The 19,688-nt window shown below is 68.9% G+C and carries 18 protein-coding genes; 13 read left to right on the top strand and 5 right to left on the bottom strand.

From position 1 onward, the window contains the following. Window positions 1-26: 26 nt before the first annotated feature. Window positions 27-782: an SDR family NAD(P)-dependent oxidoreductase gene (locus tag AB8619_RS05670; RefSeq protein WP_436795488.1), complete on the bottom strand. Its 756-nt coding sequence runs from the start codon at window positions 780-782 to the stop codon at window positions 27-29. Between the two features lie 109 nt (window positions 783-891). Here AB8619_RS05670 and AB8619_RS05675 point away from each other — a divergent pair, with 109 nt between their 5' ends. Then, the gene (locus tag AB8619_RS05675) at window positions 892-1,833 is read left to right on the top strand and encodes a hypothetical protein (protein WP_436795489.1); all 942 of its coding nucleotides are present in this window, start codon (window positions 892-894) and stop codon (window positions 1,831-1,833) included. A gap of 33 nt (window positions 1,834-1,866) precedes the next feature. Here the strand turns inward: AB8619_RS05675 and AB8619_RS05680 are convergent, their stop codons facing one another. Continuing rightward, on the bottom strand, window positions 1,867-2,598 hold the full coding sequence (locus tag AB8619_RS05680) for a DedA family protein (protein ID WP_436795490.1): 732 nt from the start codon (window positions 2,596-2,598) through the stop codon (window positions 1,867-1,869). A 149-nt stretch (window positions 2,599-2,747) separates the two neighbouring features. Here AB8619_RS05680 and AB8619_RS05685 point away from each other — a divergent pair, with 149 nt between their 5' ends. Genes AB8619_RS05685 through AB8619_RS05705 form a run of 5 tightly spaced genes read left to right on the top strand, consistent with a single transcriptional unit; the run spans window position 2,748 to window position 6,906 of the window. Continuing rightward, a complete protein-coding gene (locus AB8619_RS05685; protein ID WP_436795491.1) occupies window positions 2,748-3,689 on the top strand; it encodes a DUF5995 family protein in 942 nt (313 codons plus the stop codon). A 51-nt stretch (window positions 3,690-3,740) separates the two neighbouring features. Then, on the top strand, window positions 3,741-4,502 hold the full coding sequence (locus tag AB8619_RS05690) for an SURF1 family protein (RefSeq protein ID WP_436795492.1): 762 nt from the start codon (window positions 3,741-3,743) through the stop codon (window positions 4,500-4,502). Continuing rightward, window positions 4,499-5,053 (top strand): TetR/AcrR family transcriptional regulator, encoded by a 555-nt coding sequence (locus AB8619_RS05695; protein WP_436795493.1) that lies wholly within the window; start codon window positions 4,499-4,501, stop codon window positions 5,051-5,053. The genes AB8619_RS05690 and AB8619_RS05695 overlap by 4 nt, the downstream gene beginning before the upstream one ends. Window positions 5,054-5,104: 51 nt before the next feature. Next, window positions 5,105-5,764, top strand: coding sequence for a TetR/AcrR family transcriptional regulator (locus AB8619_RS05700; RefSeq protein WP_436795494.1), 660 nt, complete (start codon window positions 5,105-5,107; stop codon window positions 5,762-5,764). Then, window positions 5,761-6,906, top strand: coding sequence for a ferritin-like domain-containing protein (locus tag AB8619_RS05705; RefSeq protein ID WP_436795495.1), 1,146 nt, complete (start codon window positions 5,761-5,763; stop codon window positions 6,904-6,906). The genes AB8619_RS05700 and AB8619_RS05705 overlap by 4 nt, the downstream gene beginning before the upstream one ends. Window positions 6,907-7,007: 101 nt before the next feature. Here AB8619_RS05705 and AB8619_RS05710 read toward each other — a convergent pair whose 3' ends face one another. Together AB8619_RS05710 and AB8619_RS05715 are read right to left on the bottom strand one after the other, a co-directional pair. Continuing rightward, window positions 7,008-7,913 (bottom strand): type IV toxin-antitoxin system AbiEi family antitoxin domain-containing protein, encoded by a 906-nt coding sequence (locus AB8619_RS05710; RefSeq protein WP_436795496.1) that lies wholly within the window; start codon window positions 7,911-7,913, stop codon window positions 7,008-7,010. Between the two features lie 173 nt (window positions 7,914-8,086). After that, window positions 8,087-8,275 carry a hypothetical protein gene (locus AB8619_RS05715; protein ID WP_436795497.1) on the bottom strand — a complete coding sequence of 63 codons (189 nt, stop codon included), beginning with the start codon at window positions 8,273-8,275 and terminating at the stop codon, window positions 8,087-8,089. Between the two features lie 53 nt (window positions 8,276-8,328). On the opposite strand from AB8619_RS05715, the gene AB8619_RS05720 reads away from it, so the two are divergent. From AB8619_RS05720 to AB8619_RS05740, 5 genes are read left to right on the top strand one after another with little or no spacing between them, the layout of a single operon-like run. Next, a complete protein-coding gene (locus tag AB8619_RS05720; RefSeq protein ID WP_436795498.1) occupies window positions 8,329-8,862 on the top strand; it encodes an N-acetyltransferase family protein in 534 nt (177 codons plus the stop codon). 31 nt (window positions 8,863-8,893) lie between these two features. Further along, window positions 8,894-10,600 carry an ATP-binding protein gene (locus tag AB8619_RS05725; protein WP_436795499.1) on the top strand — a complete coding sequence of 569 codons (1,707 nt, stop codon included), beginning with the start codon at window positions 8,894-8,896 and terminating at the stop codon, window positions 10,598-10,600. Between the two features lie 11 nt (window positions 10,601-10,611). Next, window positions 10,612-11,754, top strand: a complete 1,143-nt coding sequence (locus tag AB8619_RS05730; RefSeq protein ID WP_436795500.1) for an exonuclease SbcCD subunit D — start codon at window positions 10,612-10,614, stop codon at window positions 11,752-11,754. Then, window positions 11,751-14,144: an AAA family ATPase gene (locus AB8619_RS05735; RefSeq protein WP_436795501.1), complete on the top strand. Its 2,394-nt coding sequence runs from the start codon at window positions 11,751-11,753 to the stop codon at window positions 14,142-14,144. The genes AB8619_RS05730 and AB8619_RS05735 overlap by 4 nt, the downstream gene beginning before the upstream one ends. Continuing rightward, complete coding sequence (locus AB8619_RS05740) at window positions 14,141-15,055, top strand: hypothetical protein (RefSeq protein WP_436795502.1); 915 nt, start codon at window positions 14,141-14,143, stop codon at window positions 15,053-15,055. The genes AB8619_RS05735 and AB8619_RS05740 overlap by 4 nt, the downstream gene beginning before the upstream one ends. Window positions 15,056-15,067: 12 nt before the next feature. On the opposite strand, the gene AB8619_RS05745 is transcribed toward AB8619_RS05740, so the two are convergent. After that, on the bottom strand, window positions 15,068-17,140 hold the full coding sequence (locus AB8619_RS05745; protein WP_436795503.1) for a BNR-4 repeat-containing protein: 2,073 nt from the start codon (window positions 17,138-17,140) through the stop codon (window positions 15,068-15,070). A gap of 129 nt (window positions 17,141-17,269) precedes the next feature. On the opposite strand from AB8619_RS05745, the gene AB8619_RS05750 reads away from it, so the two are divergent. After that, a complete protein-coding gene (locus AB8619_RS05750; protein WP_436795504.1) occupies window positions 17,270-19,021 on the top strand; it encodes an N-acyl-D-amino-acid deacylase family protein in 1,752 nt (583 codons plus the stop codon). 4 nt (window positions 19,022-19,025) lie between these two features. Next, entirely contained in the window at window positions 19,026-19,664 is a 639-nt protein-coding gene (locus AB8619_RS05755) for a transcriptional regulator (protein ID WP_436795505.1), read from the top strand. Window positions 19,665-19,688: the final 24 nt, after the last annotated feature.

The following is a 19,688-nucleotide window of genomic DNA, read 5'->3' on the forward strand; positions in this document are numbered from 1 at the left end:
CCGGCACCGTCGCGTCCGGGCGGTGGTCAGCGCGGCTCGGGGCCGTCGGAACTGCGATGGGACCGGAACGCGTCGGCCTGGTCGCGAGGCTTGACCACGATCTGGTCGATGTTGACGTGGCTGGGAAGACACGCGGTCCACCGGATGCACTCGGCGACGTCGACGGCGGTCAACGGGGTGAGGCCGGCATACACCGCGTCGGCCCGCTCCTGGTCCCCGCCGAGTCGGACGACGCTGAACTCGGTCTCGACCATCCCCGGCAGCACCTCGGTCACGCGGACGGGTCGGCCCAGTAACTCGTGGCGCAGCGACTCGGTCACCCCGCGGGCGCCGAACTTGGCGGCGTTGTATCCCGAACCGCCGGGGTAGCCCTGCAACGCCGCGATCGAGGTCACGTTGACCACGTGGCCGTCTCCCGAGTCGATCAGGCGGGGGAGCAGTGCCCGTGTCATCCGCATGAGGCCGAGGACGTTGGTCTCGAACATGGTCTGCCACTTCTCGTCGACGGCGTCGGCGAGCGGCTCGACCCCGACCGCGCCGCCGGCGTTGTTCACGAGGAGACGGCACTCGTCGATGGTGTCGCAGAACGCCTCGACCGACGCGAGGTCGGTCACGTCGAGCGGATGGGCACGGCCGCCGATCTCGTCGGCGAGGGCATCGATGCGGTCGGTGCGCCTGGCTCCGACGACGACATCCCAGCCGTCGGCGGCGAGGAGGCGAGCGGTGGCAGCACCGATGCCGGAGCTGGCACCACTGACGACGGCGACGGGGGCGTGGGACATGGATGGAGGCTAGACAGCGGCGGTCCACGGAACGGGACTGGTACTTTGCGATCCGTTCCGTTCGGGACAGGTGTACGGCGACGCCTTCGGGCAGAGAAAGAGGTAGGACATGCGGCGGATCATCGCGGGGCTTCTCGCGTCAGTAGCCCTCATCGGCGGGCTGGTGGTGAGCTCGGCTCCGGCTGGTTCGGCGCCGCCGGACAACTACAACGAACGCATCCACGCGCAAGGGTTCCAGGTGTCGGGTTCGTACCAGCCGCTGGTCGGCCTCACGTCGTGTGTGGAGGATTCGGAATCGATCTTCATCCTCTGGTACGCCCCGGGGACGGCGGCTGACTACCTGTGGCGCATCGAATCCGCAGACATCTCCGGGCACACGTCCGAACCCCTCCCGATCAACGGCGTCTACGAGCCGCTCGTCGGTGACTTCGACGGCGATGGCTGCGACGACATCTTCTGGTACGCACCTGGCTCGGGACGCGACTACATCTGGTACGGGAGCGTCGACGGCTTCACCTCCAAGGCCATGACCGTCAACGGAAGCTACGAGCCCGTGGTCGAGCGGATGAGCGAGGATGCCACCGACGATGTGTTCTGGTATGCCCCCGGCTCCGGTCAGGAGTACATCTGGGACGGTCACGCCGACCGCACGTTCACGAGTCACATCGGCCCGAGCGTCAACGGGGACTACCGGGTAGCGACCTACTCGTCGACCTGGCTGTTCCACAAGCCCGGTGCCGGCCAGGACTACATCTGGACCGGTGTGCTCGCGGGAGCGACCGCACCCGAGAGCAGCATCCCTGTCCAGATCAACGGCTCGTACGTGCCGCTCGCTGGGCCTGGGACGATCCTGCTCTACGGGCCCGGGTCGGCCGCGGACTTCGCGATCATCGACGTCGACGAGGAGAGCAGCCAGGTCGTGACGATCCCGGCGACCATCAACGGCGACTACGTACCGGCCGTCCGTTCGCCTCGTACCACGGACTTCCTGTTCCTCTGGCACGCTCCGGGCGCGGCGTCCGACCACGTCTGGTGGGGCATCGCCTCGTGAACCTCGTGTGACTGGCGGTACCTTCCGCTGACGTCAGTCTGCGTCGGACGCCGGATCGTCGGCGTCCGACGCCAGCTCGTCGTCGAGGTGGACCAGTTGGTCGATCTCGCCGCCGCGCCCGCCGAACTCATTGCGGAGGCTGATCGCCACCGCGATGGCGCTCACCGCGATGAACCACCAGCGGTATTCGGCGACGAAGTCCTGGAACGTGTCGATCGGTGACGAGAACGCGTCGCCGAGCACGCGGATGAGGTAGAGCCGGCCGACGGTGCCGGTCAGGTTGAGGGCGAAGAACCAGGCGATGCGCATGCCGGCGGCGCCGGCGAACAGGCAGATGAAGTTGTTCGGGGCGATGACGACCAGCGGCCAGGCCGCCTTGCCGAACGCGCCCTGGAACTTGCGCAGCATGGGTCCGTAGGTGGGCGCCTTGCGGTCCATCCACTCGAGCGCACGGTCGCCGTACCAGTAGCCGAGCAGGAAGAACAGCGGGTCGGAGACGAGTAGTCGCATCGTCCCGACCACGTAGTACTCGACCGCCCCGAGCTGGTCCGACACCAGGATCAGGTAGCGGTTGATGCTGCTCAGCGCGATGAGCAGGAGCGGATGATCCTCCTGCAGCGTGGGCCACATCACGTTGGCCACGTTCGAGCAGATTACCAGGAAGATCACCGGCGCCACGAGGAGTTTCAGCGTGTGGGGGCTCGGTGGGGTCCGGGCTGCTGGACCGGGGTTTCCGGCGTCGCGGCTGTCGGCGTCGTCGCTCACCGAGGGGAGTCTGTCAGGCGGCCACTCGACCGACGTGGGCCACGGGCCCGCCCGGTCGGACCCGTGGGAAAACCCCCCGATCGGGCCATGGCCCCACGAATCCTCAGATGTGACGCTGGGTGCCGGGCAGAATACGGAGAGGGGCACCCGTGCGCAGGGCAGCACTGACAGTGATGGGCATCGTGATGGCGGTCGTCGCATTCGCGGCGATGCAGCCGGCAAGTGCGGGATCGGGCGACTACGACGATCCGTTCTTCCTGAACTGGCCGGAGTTCCTCCCGGCCTCGGCCACGACCTACACGGTGTCCAACGACGTCGAGTGCCACAGCGGGAAGAACAACTGCGTCGACAAGGTGATCCGTGAGATGACCCGTCGCTTCAACGGTCTGCGCTGCGACCACGACTCGACGTTCGCCTTCACGTATCTCCTCACCACCGAGGAGTATCGCGAGGCGGTCGAGGACCCGAACTTCTTCGAGGACAACGCCTTCATCAACAATCAGGACGCCGTCTTCGCCGACTTCTACTTCGACCAGTACGACGACTTCCATGCCGGACGGGTCGAGCAGGTCTCGCCGGCTTGGCGCATCGCCTTCCAGACGGCCAACGACCAGAAGGTCTCGGGCATGGGCAACGTGTTCCTCGGCATGAATGCCCACGTGAACCGTGACCTGCCCTTCGTGCTGGAGTCCATCGGCCTGGTGAAGCCCGACGGCACCAGCCGCAAGCCCGATCACGATCGGGTCAACGACTTCCTGGCCGCGGTGAACCAGTACCTGCTGAGTGAGGCCGCCCAGTACCTCGACCCCACGGTCGACGACGGCGACATCCCCGGCATCACCCTCGACAACTCGGTCGCCGTGCAGGCGCTGGTCGGATGGCGGGAGCAGGCATGGCGTAACGCCGAACGCCTGGCCGCCGCCACGACGCCGGCCGCTCGCGACGCGGTCGCCCAGGACATCGAGTTCACGGCAGCGCTCGAAGCGCTCGTGATCCGTACGACCTTCCGGTACACGTCGCTCCACAACCTGCTCGGCATGGGCAAGTCCGCTCGCAACTCGTTCTGCAACTCGCACTTCGTGAGTCGCTAGGCGGAGGCCCCGGCTTCGGGGCGGAGGTGGCGGTCCGTAGGCTCCGGAGCGGTGTACCGCTTCGCCCTCCGTCCGCTGTGGATCGTGTCGCACGTGTTCGTCGCGCTGCTTGTCGTGATGTGCGTGAGTCTCGGTTTCTGGCAGCTGCGTCGCCATGACGAGCGGGCCGAACGCAACGCTCAGGTGATCGCTCGGAGCGAGGCGCCGGTCGCCGAACTCGACGACCTGGTGGCATCGACCGACGACCTCGAGTCGACGCGCTATCGACCGGTCACCGTGACCGGCGAGTACGCCCTGGGCAGTGATCTCCTGGTCGACAACCGGTCCAACGACGGACTGCCGGGATCGTGGGTGGTCACGCCGCTGCGCACCGCCGACGGCACGGTCGTCGCCGTCAGTCGAGGGTTCCTCGGCTTCGAGGGAGGGGAGCTCACGCCGCCCGCCCCGCCGTCCGGGACCGTCACCGTGACCGGTACGGCGTTGCCGTGGCGCGACAGCTGCGGCGAACGTACCGACGATGCCGGCGTGGTCATCGGCGCCGCATGCATGGACGAATCCGCGGTCGAGGCCGTCGCGGGTGGGCCGGTCGCACCCCTCGCCATCCAGCAGGAGGTCTCGTCGGCCGGTGATCAGGGCCTCGTTCCTGTGCCGTTGCCCGAGCTCGACTCCGGTCCCCACCGGGGCTATGCCGTGCAGTGGTTCATCTTCGCCACCATCGGCCTCATCGGGTACCCGTTGGTCATCCGCAAGGTCGGGAACGACAAGGCGCACGAAGCGGCCGCGCCCACCGACGAACCGGTCGATTCGCCATGAGCGACGACCTCCGCGACCGCGTGCTCGACGCCACGTTCGCCGAGGTCGCCGACAACGGGTTGGGTGGATTGACGGTCGAGGCGATCGCCACCCGGGCCGGGTCGTCACGAGCCACGATCTACCGACACTTCCCCGGCGGACGTGAGGAGTTGGTCGAGACGACCATCCGGCGCGAGGTCGGGCGCTTCTTCACGACGTTGTCGGCCGAGGTCCCGGCCGATGGTGATCTCGTGGCCCGCGTCGTGGCCCTCGTCGTCGGGGCCCGCAGGCTGCTCGGCGAACACGAGGTCCTGCAACGGCTGCTCGAGGACGAAGCCGAGGCGCTGGTCCCGTCGCTCGCCACCGTCCATCCGATGATCCAGGACGCGCTGGTCGGCGTCCTGCGGTCAGAACTCGCGGTCGACGGCCGATCGGCCGACGTCGACCTGGCCGCCGACCATTGTGCGCGCATGGTGCTGTCGTACGTGGGAGCGGCCGGCACCTGGGACCTCGACGACCCGGCCCAGGTCGATGCCATGGTCCGGTCCCGGATCCTCGCCGGCATCGTGTGACGAACGACACGTGGACAGTGAGACAGATTCGGCCTTAGTGTCTCATCTCAGATGGGGGCATTGCTGACGATCGACGCGAACGGGGCGAACCGGATCGACGACGCGGTCGACGACTCGGTCGACACCGACGAACGTGTCCGCAGGGCGACGCTCGGCTGCATCGCTCGTTTCGGGCTGACCAAGACCACACTCGACGACATCGCTCGCGAGTCCGGCGTCTCCCGAGCGACGATCTACCGCCGCTTCCCGGGCGGTCGCGACGTCCTGTTCCAGTCGGTCATCGTCCGCGAGATCGACCGTTTCTTCGCCGAGTTGGACGCAACGGTCGCTGCGCTCGACGATCTCGAGGACATCGTCACCGCAGGCCTCGGCGCCAGCATGCGATTCCTCCTCGAGCACGCGGCGCTGCGCACGATCGTGCAGATGGAGCCGGGTCTGCTGCTCCCGCAGTTCGCGTTCCACCGCCTCGACGTCGTCCTCCTCCATGCCGCCGGCTTCGCCGCTCCGCACCTCGAACCCCACGTGGGCTCGTCGGCCGATGCCTGGTCCGCCGCCGAGCACCTGGTGCGCATCATCCTCTCCTACGCCATGCACCCGAGCCCGGCCGTCGACCCGTTCGACGACGCCTCGATCCGGCGCCTGGTCCGCCACCACATCCTCCCCGGTCTGACACCGGGATCCACCGTCACCGACACAGAAGGAACACCATGACCGACACCGCAAGCACCGAGAACGAGGCCATCGTCGGCCGCGAAGACCTCCACGACATCGAGGCCATCCTCTCGGTCGTCGGCACCGACGAGGGCGAGACCATCCGCGCCGTCCAGGACAACGCCGACGCCCTCTTCACCTGGAACTACGAGAAGGGCGAGCGCCCGGCGCTCAACCGCCTCTACGAGAAGTCGAAGACGTCGATGTGGAACGGCGAGACCGACCTCGACTGGTCGATCGACGTCGACCAGGAGCAGGTCGTCATGGCCAACGGTGGCGGCGCCACCGGCCTCGGCCCGGAGATGGACCTGTCCGGCACCCCGTTCGCCAAGTGGGGCGACAAGGAATGGCTGCAGGTCGGCATCGAGTCGCAGAACTGGATGCTGTCGCAGTTCATGCACGGCGAGCAGGGTGCGCTGATCTGCACCGCCAAGATCGTCGAGACCGTCCCGTGGATCGACGCCAAGTACTACGCCGCCACCCAGGTCATGGACGAGGCCCGCCACGTCGAGGTCTTCGCCAAGTACCTCGACACCAAGCTCTCGGGTCACTACCCGCTCAACGCCCACCTCGGCCTGCTCCTCGACGACATCATCGAGGACTCCCGCTGGGACATGACCTACCTGGGCATGCAGATCATGGTCGAGGGTCTCGCCCTCGCCGCCTTCGGCTTCATCCACCAGATGACGACCGAGCCGCTGCTCAAGAAGCTCCTCCGCTACGTCATGTCGGACGAGGCCCGCCACGTGGCCTTCGGTGTGCTGTCGCTCAAGGAGTACTACGAGGAGCTGTCGGACGCCGAGATGAAGGTCCGCCAGGAGTTCGCCTTCGAGGCCGCCGTCCGCATGCGTGACCGCTTCCTCCAGCAAGAGGTCTGGGCCCGCATGGGTCTCGACGTCAAGGAGGTCCTCCCGCTGGTCATGGCCGCTCCCGAGCGTGAGATGTTCCAATCGATGCTGTTCGCCAAGATCGTGCCGAACTGCAAGAAGCTGGGTCTGCTCGACCGCAACGACGGCTGGCTGCGCCAGAAGTTCACCGAGCTCGGCGTGATCCAGTTCGAGGACTGGGCCGACACCGAAGAGGAGATGGCCATCTTCCAGCTGGCCGAGGGCGAGGTCGGCGGCCAGGCCGCCACCAGCTGACCCGACCGCAGTCCAGGAGTCCTGGGCAACGATTCGTCAACGAATCGTTCCCCAGCGTTTCGTCGTGATTTCTGTGACGTGGGGCGCGCCAGAGGTGCGCTTCACGTCACGGGAACGGCGATGGCGGCAGTGATCTCGGCGAGCACGGCTGCCGTCGATCGGATCCACCGCCGGTAGGTCACCCGCAGCACGTCCCACCCGGCGAGGTGTGCGACGTTCTGACGTCGCGTGTCCCGGTCGTGCACACCGCTCCGGTCACGGTGGTCCGCACCCTCGAGTTCGAGCGCGAGCCGACACGTCGGCCAGGCGAGATCGAATTCGATCGGCCCGAAGCCGGGCACGACGATCCGATGGTGGAGCGTCCAACCGCCGACGCCCTCCGCATCGAGCCAGCGACACACGAGTCGCTCGAAGTCCGAGTCCGGCAACTCGTCGATCTCGAGATGGCGACGGAGGCGGTCGATGCCACGGCGACCCGACCGGGCATGGGTGGCGACGATCCACGGGAGCAAGGTGCGCGAAATGTCATGACGTCGTCTGGCCTCGTCGATCAGCAGCTCGATGTCCACGCCCGGTACGCCAGCGCAGTCGAGGATCGTGCGACCGACGTCGGTCACCGGGATGCCACGCACACGCCCGGGGATCACGAGGTCCAGATCCGTCGACGAACGGACCACGATTCCTGCCTTCCTCGGATTGCGGCCGCGGGGGACCGAGACTTCCGGATTCGGTGGGGCGTCGTCGACGAGGTCCCACAGCTTCGCCGCCGAGCGGTGGGAGACCATCGCCCCGTCACCGGCAGCGAGGACCTTGGCGAGCAGCCTCGTGTCGGCGGTGAGCGGGACACCTGGCAACGCGTAGACACCGACCTCGAGTCGGACGAGGCGTCCCGAACCGACGGCCTTGTGGATCGCTGACCGGGACACCCCGTTGGTCAGCAGTTGCCGCCGTGTGACCAAGCCCAGCTGGTCGACGGCGAACCGGGCAGCGACGGGTGTGATCTGCATGAGCTTCCTCCGCGCGGTGGGCGCTGGGGGAAGCAGTGCTCAGGGTAGTGCCGACGGCCGCGCCCCGGATTCCTGCGACGTCACGCGCGCCACAGGAGGTCGATGGGTCGCAGAAATCGCAACGATGGCGCGCCTACGGGGGATTCGGGGGAGTACGGGCCCCGAACGTGCGGTCAGGAGCGCGGGTTGCGGCCGGCGAAGGCGATGAACGCCTCGGCCGGCGTGGCGTCGGCGGGCGCCTCGACCTCGGGACCGAACATGCCCGGGACACGAAGGGCATCACCGGCCTTGGTCAGGTTCCGGCGGACGACGGCGTCGAAGCCGTACACGGCCTTGGTGAAGTCCCGGAGGTTCCTGCTCATGGGTGAACGGTAACCCGCTGCGTTCTCGACCCGCGGTGGGCCACAATCAGGCGATGGCTGTCACGATCCGACGAGCGGAGCTCACCGACCTCGACGCCTTGATCGCTCTCCGTGTCGAGGTCGCCCGTGAGGGGATCTGGATCGGCGCCGAACTCCCGCTCGACGAGGAGCGCGATCGAACGCGGTTCGCCACGACGATCGCCGACGGCGAGACCGCCGTCATGTTCGTCGCCGAGATCGACGGCGAGGCGGTCGGCAACCTGGATCTCGTGAACCCGATGGGGATCGCTCACCTGGGCATGAACGTCGCCGACGGCCACCGCGGCCAGGGAGTCGGCGCGGCCCTGATGGAGGCGGCCGTGGCGTGGGCCCGCTCCGCCGGTGCGCACAAGATGGAGTTGGACCACTGGCCGTGGAATCACCGTGCCCGGGCGTTGTACGAACGGTTCGGGTTCGTCGAGGAGGGCTATCGGCGACGCCACTGGCGCCGCAAGGACGGTTCGCTCTGGGACGCCGTGACGATGGGCCTGGTGCTCGACCACGAGTCGCCCGGACACGACGAGCGAGCGTCGGAGCCTCCGCGTTAGTTGTCACCCCGCATGAGTACCGTCGGTCCTGATGTCCGACGACTCCCCGAACCCCCACGATCCCCTCCCCGCCGGCCGGGTGATCGGGACCGAGGACGCCACCCCGCTCGAGTACTGGGTGGCGATCGCCGACGACCAGTTCCTCCAGTTGGACGACGTCGTGGCGACCGATCGGATCCTCCCCGACGGGCAGAAGGTCGAGCTCTTCGGGATGGTCGAACAGGTCCGGGCCCGCCACGAGGGGGCGCAGTTCGACAGCGACGTGTTCCTGATCGAGGACGGTGTCCTGCCGGCGCAGGTCTCCCGGGCGGCGAAGGTGATGACGACCCGGGTCGAGCCCGAGGTGTTCGTGCCCCCGTTGCCCGGTGCCGCGGTGCGCAAGGCGACGGGAGACGAGCGGGGGAGGGCCCTGCACTTCGACGACATGGCGTCCAAGGTCCCGGCCGGCCTCTCGCGTGACGACGAGCCGTTCTTCCTCGACGCCGAGTTCCTCGACGGCACGCGGGGAGCGCACGTCAACATCAGCGGCGTCTCGGGCGTGGCCACCAAGACGACGTACGCCACCTTCCTCCTCTACTCGCTGTTCCACTCGGGTGTGTTGGGTGCAGCGCAGGCCAACACCAAGGCGCTGATCTTCAACGTCAAGGGCGAGGACCTGCTGTTCCTCGACCATCACAACGCCAACCTCGACGACACACAGCGAGCCCGCTACGGGAAGCTCGGTCTGCCGGTCGGGCCCTTCACCAGCGTGGGGATCGTGGCGCCGCCGCGCCCCGGCGACCCGTCCGCGCAGCCCAACGTCGGTGCACGGTCGACCGGCGTGAAGCCGTTCTTCTGGACGCTCGAGGAGTTCTGCAAGGACCGGCTGTTGCCGTTCCTCTTCGCCGACGCCGAGGACGACCGTCAGCAGTACACGATGGTCGTCCACAACGTCGCCCGCCGCCTCGAGGAGGCGGTGCCGGCCGGGACCGGAGCGGTGTCGATCGAGGGGCAGACCGTCCGGTCGTTCCGCGATCTGGTCGAGTTGATCGACGACCGGCTCAACGACGACCTCACGGTGACCGAGTGGGCGGGTCGGGCCATCGGTGGAGGGACCGTCGGCGCCTTCGTCCGGCGCTTGTTCGGCGCCGTCGACCATCTCGGTGATCTCATCCGTGCCGACGTCGAACGCACCACCTCGCATCCGGTCGACCTCGACGCCAACCAGGTGACGGTCGTCGACATCCACAACCTCAACGACCGCGCCAAGCGGTTCGTGGTCGGCGTGGTCCTGCGGCAGGCGTTCGCGGCCAAGGAGCGGTCGGGGACCGCCGAACCCCTCCAGTTCGTCGTGCTCGACGAGCTCAACAAGTACGCGCCTCGGGAGGGTTCGTCGCCGATCAAGGAACTGCTGCTCGACGTCGCCGAGCGCGGCCGCTCGCTCGGCATCATCCTGATCGGAGCGCAGCAGACCGCCAGCGAGGTCGAGCGACGTGTCGTGGCCAACTCGGCGATCCGCGTCGTCGGCCGTCTCGACTCGGCCGAGGCCTCGCGTGGCGAGTACGGCTGGTTGCCGGCGGTGCAACGCCAGCGGTCGACGATCATCAAGCCGGGAACCATGATCGTGAGCCAGCCGCAGCTCCCGGTGCCGGTGGTGATCGAGTTCCCGTTCCCCGCCTGGGCGACGCGGGTCTCCGAGACCGGCGCCCGTGCCGGCGCCGAGTCCGCCGTTCCCGATGACCCGTTCGCCGGTCTGTAGCCATGCGTCTGTTGCACACCTCTGACTGGCACGTCGGCAAGCTGATCCGCGGGGCGAGTCGGGCGGACGAGCACCGTGCCGTGCTGCGCGAGATCGCATCGATCGCCGAGGCGGAGTCGGTCGACGTGGTCCTCGTCGCGGGCGACCTCTTCGAGACGGCGGCGCCGGGCCCGGGTTCCGAACAGATCGTGTACCAGGCGCTGCTCGACCTCGCCCGCGTGGCCCCGGTCGTGGTGGTCGGCGGCAACCACGACAACCCCCGACGCCTGGCGGCGGTGGCGCCGTTGCTGTCGCTCGGCCGGGTCCATCTCCTCGCGCAGGCAGCCCGACCGGATGACGGCGGCGTGATCGACATCGACGTCGACGGGACCACGTTGCGGCTCGCGCTCGTGCCTTTCGTGTCCAAACGGGGCATCGTCCGGGCCGACGAGTTGATGCGTGACCCAGCGTTCGAGCTCAACCAGACCTACGACGAACGGATGCGGGCGATCATCACCGGTCTGACGTCGGGCTTCGCCGCGGACACGGTCAACGTCGTGTGCGGTCACCTCTTCGCCGCTGGCGGGACGATGGGAGGCGGCGAGCGCTCGGCCCACACGATCATGGACTACAGCGTCGGCTCGCTGGCGTTCCCGGTGACCGCCCAGTACGTGGCCCTGGGTCACCTCCACCGGCCGCAGGAGATTCCGGGGTCGACCAGGATCCGCTACAGCGGCTCGCCCCTGCAGCTCGACTTCGGTGAGACGGGAGACGCCAAGTCGGTCACCGTCGTCGACCTGGAACCCGGCGCGCCGGCCGCCGTCCGCGAGGTCCCGCTGACCGAGGGACGTCGCCTCCGCACGCTCACAGGCACGTTGGCCGAGCTCGAGGCTGCGCGGGGGACGACCGGCGACGACCACCTGCGGATCGTCGTCGCCGACACCCGGCGGGCCGGCCTCGCCGACGAGATCCGATCGTGGTTCGAGCACGTGGTCGACGTGCAGGTCCGCCTGCCAGATGACATCGTCCCGGAGCGCAACCGACGACCGGACAACGCCTCGCCGTCCGAGCTCTTCTCGCTCTATCTCGCGGAGCGGGGCGTGGACGACGACCGTCTCGTGCCCGCCTTCGAGGCCCTTCTCGACGAGGCCACGACCGCCGGCGGTGAGGCATGAGACCGGTACGCATCGAGATCGAAGGATTCGCCGCATTCCGCGAGCGGGCGGTCGTCGATCTCGCCGACATCGATCTCTTCGCGCTGGTCGGCCCCACGGGTGCCGGCAAGTCGACTGTCATCGACGCGATGGTGTTCGCGTTGTACGGCTCGGTTCCCCGCTACGGGAGCAAGGGGCTCGTCTACCCGGTGATCACCCAGGGCGCGCTCGAAGCACGCGTCCGCCTCGACTTCACCGTCGGCCACGACCACTACATCGCCACGAGGGTCGTGCGTCGCACCAAGACGGGAGCCACGACGAAGGAGGCGCGACTCGAGCGCCGCGAGGCCGAGGCGGACACCACGGTGCTGGCCGAGGACGCCGACGGCGTCACCGCAGGGGCGGCCGAACTGCTCGGTCTCGAACTCGAGCAGTTCACCAAGTGCGTGGTCCTCCCGCAGGGTGCATTCGCCACGCTGCTCCACGACACCAAGGCGACGCGACAGGACCTGCTGGTCAAGCTGCTCGATCTGGGTCTCTACGAGCGGCTGGCGACTGCGGCCCGATCCGAGACGAAGCGGGCGGCCCAGCGGATCGAGTTCCTCGACGAACAGCTCGCCCGGTCGGCGCACGCGACCCCGACCGCGGTGGTCGAGTCGACGGGGCGTGTCGACGCCCTCGCAGCGGTGGTCGCCGAACTCGATGCCGCTGCTCCCGAGCTGGCGCGGCTCGACGACGAGATCCGCCTCGCCGACGAGAGCATCACCGAGGCGAACCGAGCGTCGGCGGCATTGGCGACCGTGGCCACGCCGCCCGACCTGCACGAGACCGCGCGACAGGCGGACCAGGCCACAGAGGCCGTGGGCGACGCCGAGACCGTGGAACGAGCGGCAGCCGACGCCGTGGCGGCCGCGTCGATCGCGGTCGAGGCGCTCCCCGATGCCGGTGTGCTCCGGTCGTTCGCCGCAGACCACGAGCGGATGGGCGAGATCGCGGCCAGCATCGACAAGGGCACCCGGTTGGTCGCCGAGGTCGAGGAGTCCCTGAGCGTGGCCCGATCCCGCGTCGACGAGGCGACCCTCGCCGTCCGCGACGCCGAGACACTCCGGGACCAGGCCCGAACCGCGGACGTCGCCGCCGACCTGGCCCGCCACCTGCATCTCGGCGACGACTGCCCGGTGTGCGGGTCGACGATCGACGCACTCCCGTCCGCCGACGGCGGGGCACTCGCCGCTGCCGATCAGCGCCTCGACGTCGCCACGCGGGCACTGCGCGAGGCGACGACCCAGCTCGCCGACGTCGAGAAGACCGAGGTCAGCTACCGAGCGAAGCTCGACGAACGGATCGCCGAACGCGACCAGTTGTCCCGACGACTCGCGGAGGCCCCGTCGCCCGAGGAGATCGCCGAGACGCTGCAGCGCATCGCCGCCGCTGAGGAGTCGCTACGAACGGCCCGGACCGAAGACGAGCGGGCCCGCGCCGACGTCGCACGCTGCCGGTCGGCCGCCGATGCCGCCGCTCGCCAGATGGCCCGTGCCCGCGCCGACTTCGTCACGGCACGAGACAACGTCGCGGCCTTCGGCCCGCCCCCGGTGACCGACGACCTGGCGGCGGACTGGGATGCACTCGTGCAGTGGTCGAACGAGGAGCGCGCGCGTCGTCAGGGCTCGCTCGAAGACCGGACCCGGGCCCGGGCCACGGCGATCGCCGCCCGAGACGAGCGACGCGACGCCCTCGGAGCCCTGGCCGAGACGGCCGGCGTCGCACGGGCGCCGGCCTCGTCGATCCGCGACCGCTGCGTGGCTGCGCTGGCCACCGAGCGAAGCCGTCACGAACAGCTCGAGCGCGAGGTCACGCTCGCGACCCAACTGGGCGACGAGCGTGCGCTGCTCGACGAGCGTCGACAGGTGCACGACCTGCTCGCCGAGCAACTCGGCGCGCGCGGGTTCGAGGCCTGGCTGCTGGACGAGGCATTGGATGCGCTGCTCGCCGGGGCGTCGACGTGGCTCGAACTGCTGTCGTCGGGTCGTTATGCGATGGCGGTCGACGACAAGAAGCAGTTCGCGGTCATCGACCATGCCAACGCCGACGAACGGCGGATCGCTCGGACCCTGTCGGGCGGCGAGACCTTCCTGGCGTCGCTGGCGCTGGCGCTCGCGCTCGCCGAGGGGGTGAGCGAACTGTCGGCCACCGGCGGCAACACGCTCGATGCGATCTTCCTCGACGAGGGATTCGGCACCCTCGATCCCGACACGCTCGACGTCGTGGCCACGGCGATCGAGGAGCTGGGCGCGACCGGACGCATGGTCGGGATCATCTCCCACGTTGCCGACCTCGCCGAACGCGTGCCGGTGCGCTTCGAGGTCTCGAAGTCGCCGGGCACCAGCACGATCGAACGGGTGGACGCATGAAGTACGTCGTCGAGCAGTGGGCGCCCGAGTACGGGGCCTCGGCCGAGGGGGCCGAACTGGCCGAGTCGCAGTCGACCGTCGACGTCAGTCTCGAACTGCCGGCGGACGAGTGGCGGCCGGTCGCCCCGGCCGACGGGACCACGGCCCCGGCGGAGATCGCCTTCGTCGACGGGGTCCGACGGGTCGAGGCCCAGGTCTGGGTGGCCGACGACGAGGGGCCGTCCCGGATGGGGCTCTGCGCCAGCTACGCGGCAGGGGTCGTCCGCTGCAACGGGGCGGCGACGGTGGTCGACGCACAGGTCCGGCGCAGCCTCTTCTGCGACGGTGCCTCGTTGGTCCCGATCGAGACCCGGCACGGACGTTTCGGCGTGCGCCAGGTGTCGGGCGACTCTCCCGACGCGCTGTCGCTCGCCCTGCAGTCGGCCATGGGGGAGCTCGAACACCACGTGTCGACCGACGTGCCCGACGACTGTCTGCTCGTCGTCGACGGCCCGCTTCGCGAGCGGCGGCTGATGGAGCACGCTGTCGGCTTCGTGAAGCGGCAACACGTCGGGTACCTGCCGACCGTCGTCTCCGACATCGTCGGCGAACTGGTCGCCGGCGAGCGCACCCCGGTCTTCTTGATCGGTGAGCCCTTCCCGCGGTGGTCCTGGTATCTCTGCCTCCCGGGCGCTCGCTCGCACACCTGGGCGTCCGTCGTCCGCTGCGAGGCGGGACCTGATCGCTCGGTCGACGAGGTGCGTGCCCTGGCCGACGCCTGCACCCTGGCGCTGCCCCGCTTCGCCTCCGAGCCGCACAAGGACAGCCGAGCTCCCCAGAACCTCTATCCGATCGCTGGTCTCGAGCGTGAGCTCCGACGTCGACTCGGTGATCCACGGCTGCTCTACCGGGCGCTGCGCGCCGCGGCCTGAGCAGCGGAACGATCAGCCGACAGCGAAGGACGTCGGCTGCGGGATGGCGCCGACGGCGTGGAGCCACTGGTAGCCGCCGCCGGTGCTCCGTCGCCAGAACACGTCATCGGTGCCGTCACCGTCGATGTCTCCCACGGCGGGCTCGTACTGGCCACTGACCCCGGTCCGGAAGGACGTCCACCGGTGACCCGGATCGAAGCGCCAGTAGTAGTCGGCCGCGCCGCCGGGCGCGTACCAGAGCAGGTCGTCGCGATCGTCGCCGTTGAAGTCGCCGACGATGGGTCGGTAGACGCCGTTGACCCGCAGCGGCGTGCTCGTGCCGTCGGTCCAGTAGATGCGGTCGCTCTCGGTACCCGGGCGGTAGTGGAAGACGTCGTCGAGTCCGTCGCCGTCGAAGTCGCCGACCAACAACTCGACGTTCGCGGCGTGCCGAATCGCCGACGACACGAACTGGTGCCCCTGCTCGACCCACCGGTAGCTGGCCGCCGGGTTGGCCCAGAAGATCTCGTCGCGACCGTCGGCCACGCGTCGGACCTGGGGGCGGTACTGGCCGTTGACCGAGGTGACGGTGCGGTCGCCGTCGCCCCAGTGCACGACGTCGGGGGCGGATCCCGGGCGGTAGTCGAGCCAGTCCGTCAGTCCGTCCCCGTCGAAGTCGCCGGCGAACGCCTCGGCTCCGTCGGTGGCGAGTGGCGTGGGGCACGGGCCGGTCGCGGTGCCTTCGACGATGCCGACGACGCGGGTCGCGTACTGGCGGTACGAGACGTAGGTGCCCTGGAGCCACACCAGGCTGCGGGCGTCGGAGCCGGGATCGGCGATGACCGGTCGCAGGTTGCTCTCGGTCGACGCGACGGTGATCGGTTGGAACGTCCACGAGGCACCGCCGTCGGCGGTGAAGCCGTCGTAGAGCTCGTGGGCGGCGACCGTGCGTCCCACGGCGGGGACGAGTGGCAGACCGGTGGTGGGGTCGACGTTCGTCGACAGCACCACGTGCGTGGGGTCGGTGGGATCGAGCGCGACGCCGCCCGTGTAGAACTCCTCGGCCTCGTAGAGCGAGTCGCCCGCCCACGCCAGCGGGTTGACCACCCAGTCGTCGCCGTTCCACGTCGCGTACAGGTACCGGTTGCGCTGGTGCGAGAGGACATCGTCGCCGAGGTCGCGGACGCTGAGCACGATCGTCGCGGGTGAGGTCTCGGTCGGTGTGATGACGTCGAGCGTCCAAGCCCGTTCGTCCTCGCCGCGCTCGTACACGAGCGTGAGTTCCTCCGGAGCGATGCCGAAGTCCTCGTCGGCGATGACCGACCCGTCGGACCGTCGGATGGCACCGTCTTCGATGAAGCCGTGGTACACGCTGGTTCCTGGCGCGTACTCGCGGGGATGGCCCTCGGTGGTGGCCACGTCGATACGGGACTCACCGTCGTCGTCGTAGACCGGATAGGGACGTTGGCTCTGCTTCCGAAGCAGCGTGGACGGTGTCGACCAGGTGCGGCCGAGGTCGTCGGAGGTGCTGAAGATGGTGCGGTAGCCGTCACCACGGAAGAAGTTGTAGAGGCGACCGGCGGGTTCCTGGTCGGTCTCCTCGTCGACTCCCGCGCCGGCGAGCCGGACGAGGTTCGAGTAGGTGACACCCTGGGTCGCCAGGACAGACGGTGTCTGGTACCAGTTCCACATCGACGCAGGTCGCTCCACGTTGCGGACCGTGCGGTCCTTGTTGTGGCGACTCCATGCCGCACTGATCCGCCCGTCGGGCAACTCGACCAGCCCGGGGGAGTTGTGGTCGTCGATCTCCACCGGGCCGCCGATGTGGTCGACACGCGTCGAACGAGTGGAGAGATCCATGGTCGAGACGTCGATCATGCCGGTCGCCGACACCGACCCGACCAGGAGCTCGCAGTCGGTGTGGATCGCCCTCGGACCCTCGAACCACGACCACGCGCCCGAGGGGTTGAGCTCGGTGATGGAGCCGCCGGCGAACCCGCTGGGGGCATCGGCAGCGGATCCGTGTTCGGCCACGACGGCCGTGCTCAGGAGCGAGGCGATCACTGCGGCCGCCGCCAGGCGACGGACGGGCCGTGCGCGGCTCACCGGCATCGTTGACCTGTTCATCACTGGACCGCCTTGCCTTCGTCGAAGCACAGGAAATCTACCGGTTTGTCCGCCTCGAAGACAGCCATGCGGGAGCGCACCGCCCCCGGCCGACCTACGATCGGCCGCATGTACGACATCGTGATCCGTGGGGGAACGGTGGTCGACGGGACGGGGACACCCGCTCGTGTGGCCGACGTGGCGATCGACGGGGACCGCATCGCTGCCGTCGGCGTCGGCCTCGGCCTCGGTACGACCGAGATCGACGCCGACGGGCTGCTGGTGACCCCAGGATGGGTCGACATCCACACCCACTACGACGCGCAGGCCACCTGGGACCCGTATCTCACGCCCAGCGGCTTCCACGGCGTGACCACGGTCGTCATGGGCAACTGTGGTGTCGGGTTCGCTCCGGTCGCCGAGGAACGTCGGGACTGGCTGATCGGCCTCATGGAGGGCGTCGAGGACATCCCCGGTGCCGCCATGAGCGACGGCATCGAGTGGGAGTGGGAGAGCTTCGAGCAGTACCTCGACGCACTCGACCGGCGTCCGTTCGTCTGCGACGTCGGAACCCAGGTGCCGCACGGCGCGCTGCGGACGTACGTCATGGGGGAGCGAGGCGCCGACAACCAGCCCGCCACACCCGAGGACATCGAGGCCATGGCCGCGCTCGTCGAGTCGGGGTTGCGCGCCGGGGCGTTGGGCTTCTCGACCAGTCGCACCCCGATCCACAAGTCGATCGACGGCGAGTTGGTGCCGGGGACGTCGGCGTCCGACGACGAGATCCTCGGGATCGGCCGGGCCATCGCTGCGGCGGGGCACGGGGTGTTCGAGTACAGCCCTGATCACGTCAAGGTCGGCGACGAGTTCGGCTGGATGCGGGAGTTGGCGGCGATCACCGGCCGACCCGTGAGCTTCAACCTCAACCAGCCCGACACCGATCCCGACTACTGGAAGACGAGCCTGCGACTGCTCGAGGAGGCGGCGGCGGACGGCCTCCCGATCTACTCGCAGGTGGCCGGACGAGCCATCGGGATCCTGTTCGCGTTCGACCTGACGCTGCACCCGTTCCTGTTCAAGCCGTCGTGGGGCGAGTTGGCCCTGCTCGAACCGGCTGAACGACGCGCCAAGGCGCTGACCGACGAGTACCGGCAACGGTTCATCGACGAGGATCCGATCGAACTCGGCGGCGACTTCGCCCGCTTCGTCACCACGAGCTGGGACAAGATGTTCCCGTTCCGGGGTGACGAGAGCTACGAACCCCGCCCCGAGGACTCCGTCGCCGGCATCGCCGAGGCCACGGGACGTCGTCCCGAAGACATCGCCTACGAGGTGCTCGCGTCCGACGCCGGCGACGGCCCCGGCTCGGGGATGCTCTACTTCCCGCTCTTCAACTACAGCTACGGCGACCTCGAGTTGACCCGCGAGCTGCAACTCCATCCGCAGACGCGCATGGGGCTCTCGGACGGCGGCGCGCACTGCGGCGCGGTGTGCGACGGCGGCATGCCCACGTTCATGTTGAGCTACTGGACCCGAGACCGCGAACAGGGCCAGGGCACGCTGCCCCTCGAGTTCGTGGTCCGGCGCCAGACCCGGGAGACAGCCGAGCTCTATGGCCTGCTCGATCGTGGGCTGCTCGCCCCCGGGATGCGAGCCGACGTGAACGTCATCGACTACGAGGCGCTGGGTGTCGAGGCCCCCCGCATCGTGCACGACCTCCCTTCCGGCGCTCGTCGGCTGCTCCAGAAGGCCCACGGCTACCGCCACACCATCTGTGCCGGTGAGGTGACCGTCACCGACGACGAGTTCACGGGGGCGCTCCCGGGCCGGCTGCTGCGCGGTCCCACCGCCGAAGCGCGATCCGCCAGCGAAGTACGTTGAGCTCGTGGGCCATCCTTCGTCACCTCGGCTGCTCGTCCTCCACACGCTGCGGCTGAAGGGCGTCGCCGAGGCCGAGGCGATCGCAAGCGACGTCGGCCTCGCCCCCGAGGTCGTCGACGGCGAGCTCTCCGCCCTCGAGGTGGCCGACCTCGTCCGGGTTCGACGCGGTCGCATCGGCGGCTACGCGCTGACGCCGGCAGGGAAGACCCTGGACGAACGACTGATCGCCGAGGAACTGGCCGAGGCCGGCGTTCGACCGGTGGTCGAGGCGGCGTACGGCGACTTCCTGGAGTTCAACGGCCAGCTCCTGGCGGTCTGCACGGCGTGGCAGCTCCGCGAGGTCGACGGCGAGACCCACATCAACGATCACAGCGATCCGGAGCACGACCGCGCCGTCCACGATCGGCTCGAGGCCCTCCACGAACGCGTCGTTCCCGTGCTCGACGCCCTCACCGGTGCGCTCGATCGCTTCGCCGGGCACGGCGACCGGTTGGGAACTGCCTTGGCGCACGTCCGGGCGGGGGACCACGATTGGTTCACCAAACCCATGTTCCCCAGCTACCACTCTGTCTGGTTCGAGCTCCACGAAGACCTGCTCGCGACCCTCGGCACCGAACGCGCCACCGAAAGCGAGATCCTCTGATGGGAACCCTGCCAAGCACACGAT

The sequence above is a fragment of the Actinospongiicola halichondriae genome (assembly GCF_049103745.1).
Classification (GTDB): Bacteria; Actinomycetota; Acidimicrobiia; order Acidimicrobiales; family Salinilacustritrichaceae; genus Salinilacustrithrix; species Salinilacustrithrix halichondriae.

Bases quoted from the DNA above. Each gene is read 5' to 3' on its own strand.
- AB8619_RS05740 (WP_436795502.1), top strand. From the start codon at position 14,141: ATGAAGTACGTCGTCGAGCAGTGGGCGCCCGAGTACGGGGCCTCGGCC.
- AB8619_RS05705 (WP_436795495.1), top strand. From the start codon at position 5,761: ATGACCGACACCGCAAGCACCGAGAACGAGGCCATCGTCGGCCGCGAA.
- AB8619_RS05725 (WP_436795499.1), top strand. From the start codon at position 8,894: ATGTCCGACGACTCCCCGAACCCCCACGATCCCCTCCCCGCCGGCCGG.
- AB8619_RS05715 (WP_436795497.1), bottom strand. From the start codon at position 8,275: ATGAGCAGGAACCTCCGGGACTTCACCAAGGCCGTGTACGGCTTCGAC.
- AB8619_RS05750 (WP_436795504.1), top strand. From the start codon at position 17,270: ATGTACGACATCGTGATCCGTGGGGGAACGGTGGTCGACGGGACGGGG.
- AB8619_RS05695 (WP_436795493.1), top strand. From the start codon at position 4,499: ATGAGCGACGACCTCCGCGACCGCGTGCTCGACGCCACGTTCGCCGAG.
- AB8619_RS05670 (WP_436795488.1), bottom strand. From the start codon at position 782: ATGTCCCACGCCCCCGTCGCCGTCGTCAGTGGTGCCAGCTCCGGCATC.
- AB8619_RS05675 (WP_436795489.1), top strand. From the start codon at position 892: ATGCGGCGGATCATCGCGGGGCTTCTCGCGTCAGTAGCCCTCATCGGC.
- AB8619_RS05720 (WP_436795498.1), top strand. From the start codon at position 8,329: ATGGCTGTCACGATCCGACGAGCGGAGCTCACCGACCTCGACGCCTTG.
- AB8619_RS05735 (WP_436795501.1), top strand. From the start codon at position 11,751: ATGAGACCGGTACGCATCGAGATCGAAGGATTCGCCGCATTCCGCGAG.
- AB8619_RS05710 (WP_436795496.1), bottom strand. From the start codon at position 7,913: ATGCAGATCACACCCGTCGCTGCCCGGTTCGCCGTCGACCAGCTGGGC.
- AB8619_RS05700 (WP_436795494.1), top strand. From the start codon at position 5,105: ATGGGGGCATTGCTGACGATCGACGCGAACGGGGCGAACCGGATCGAC.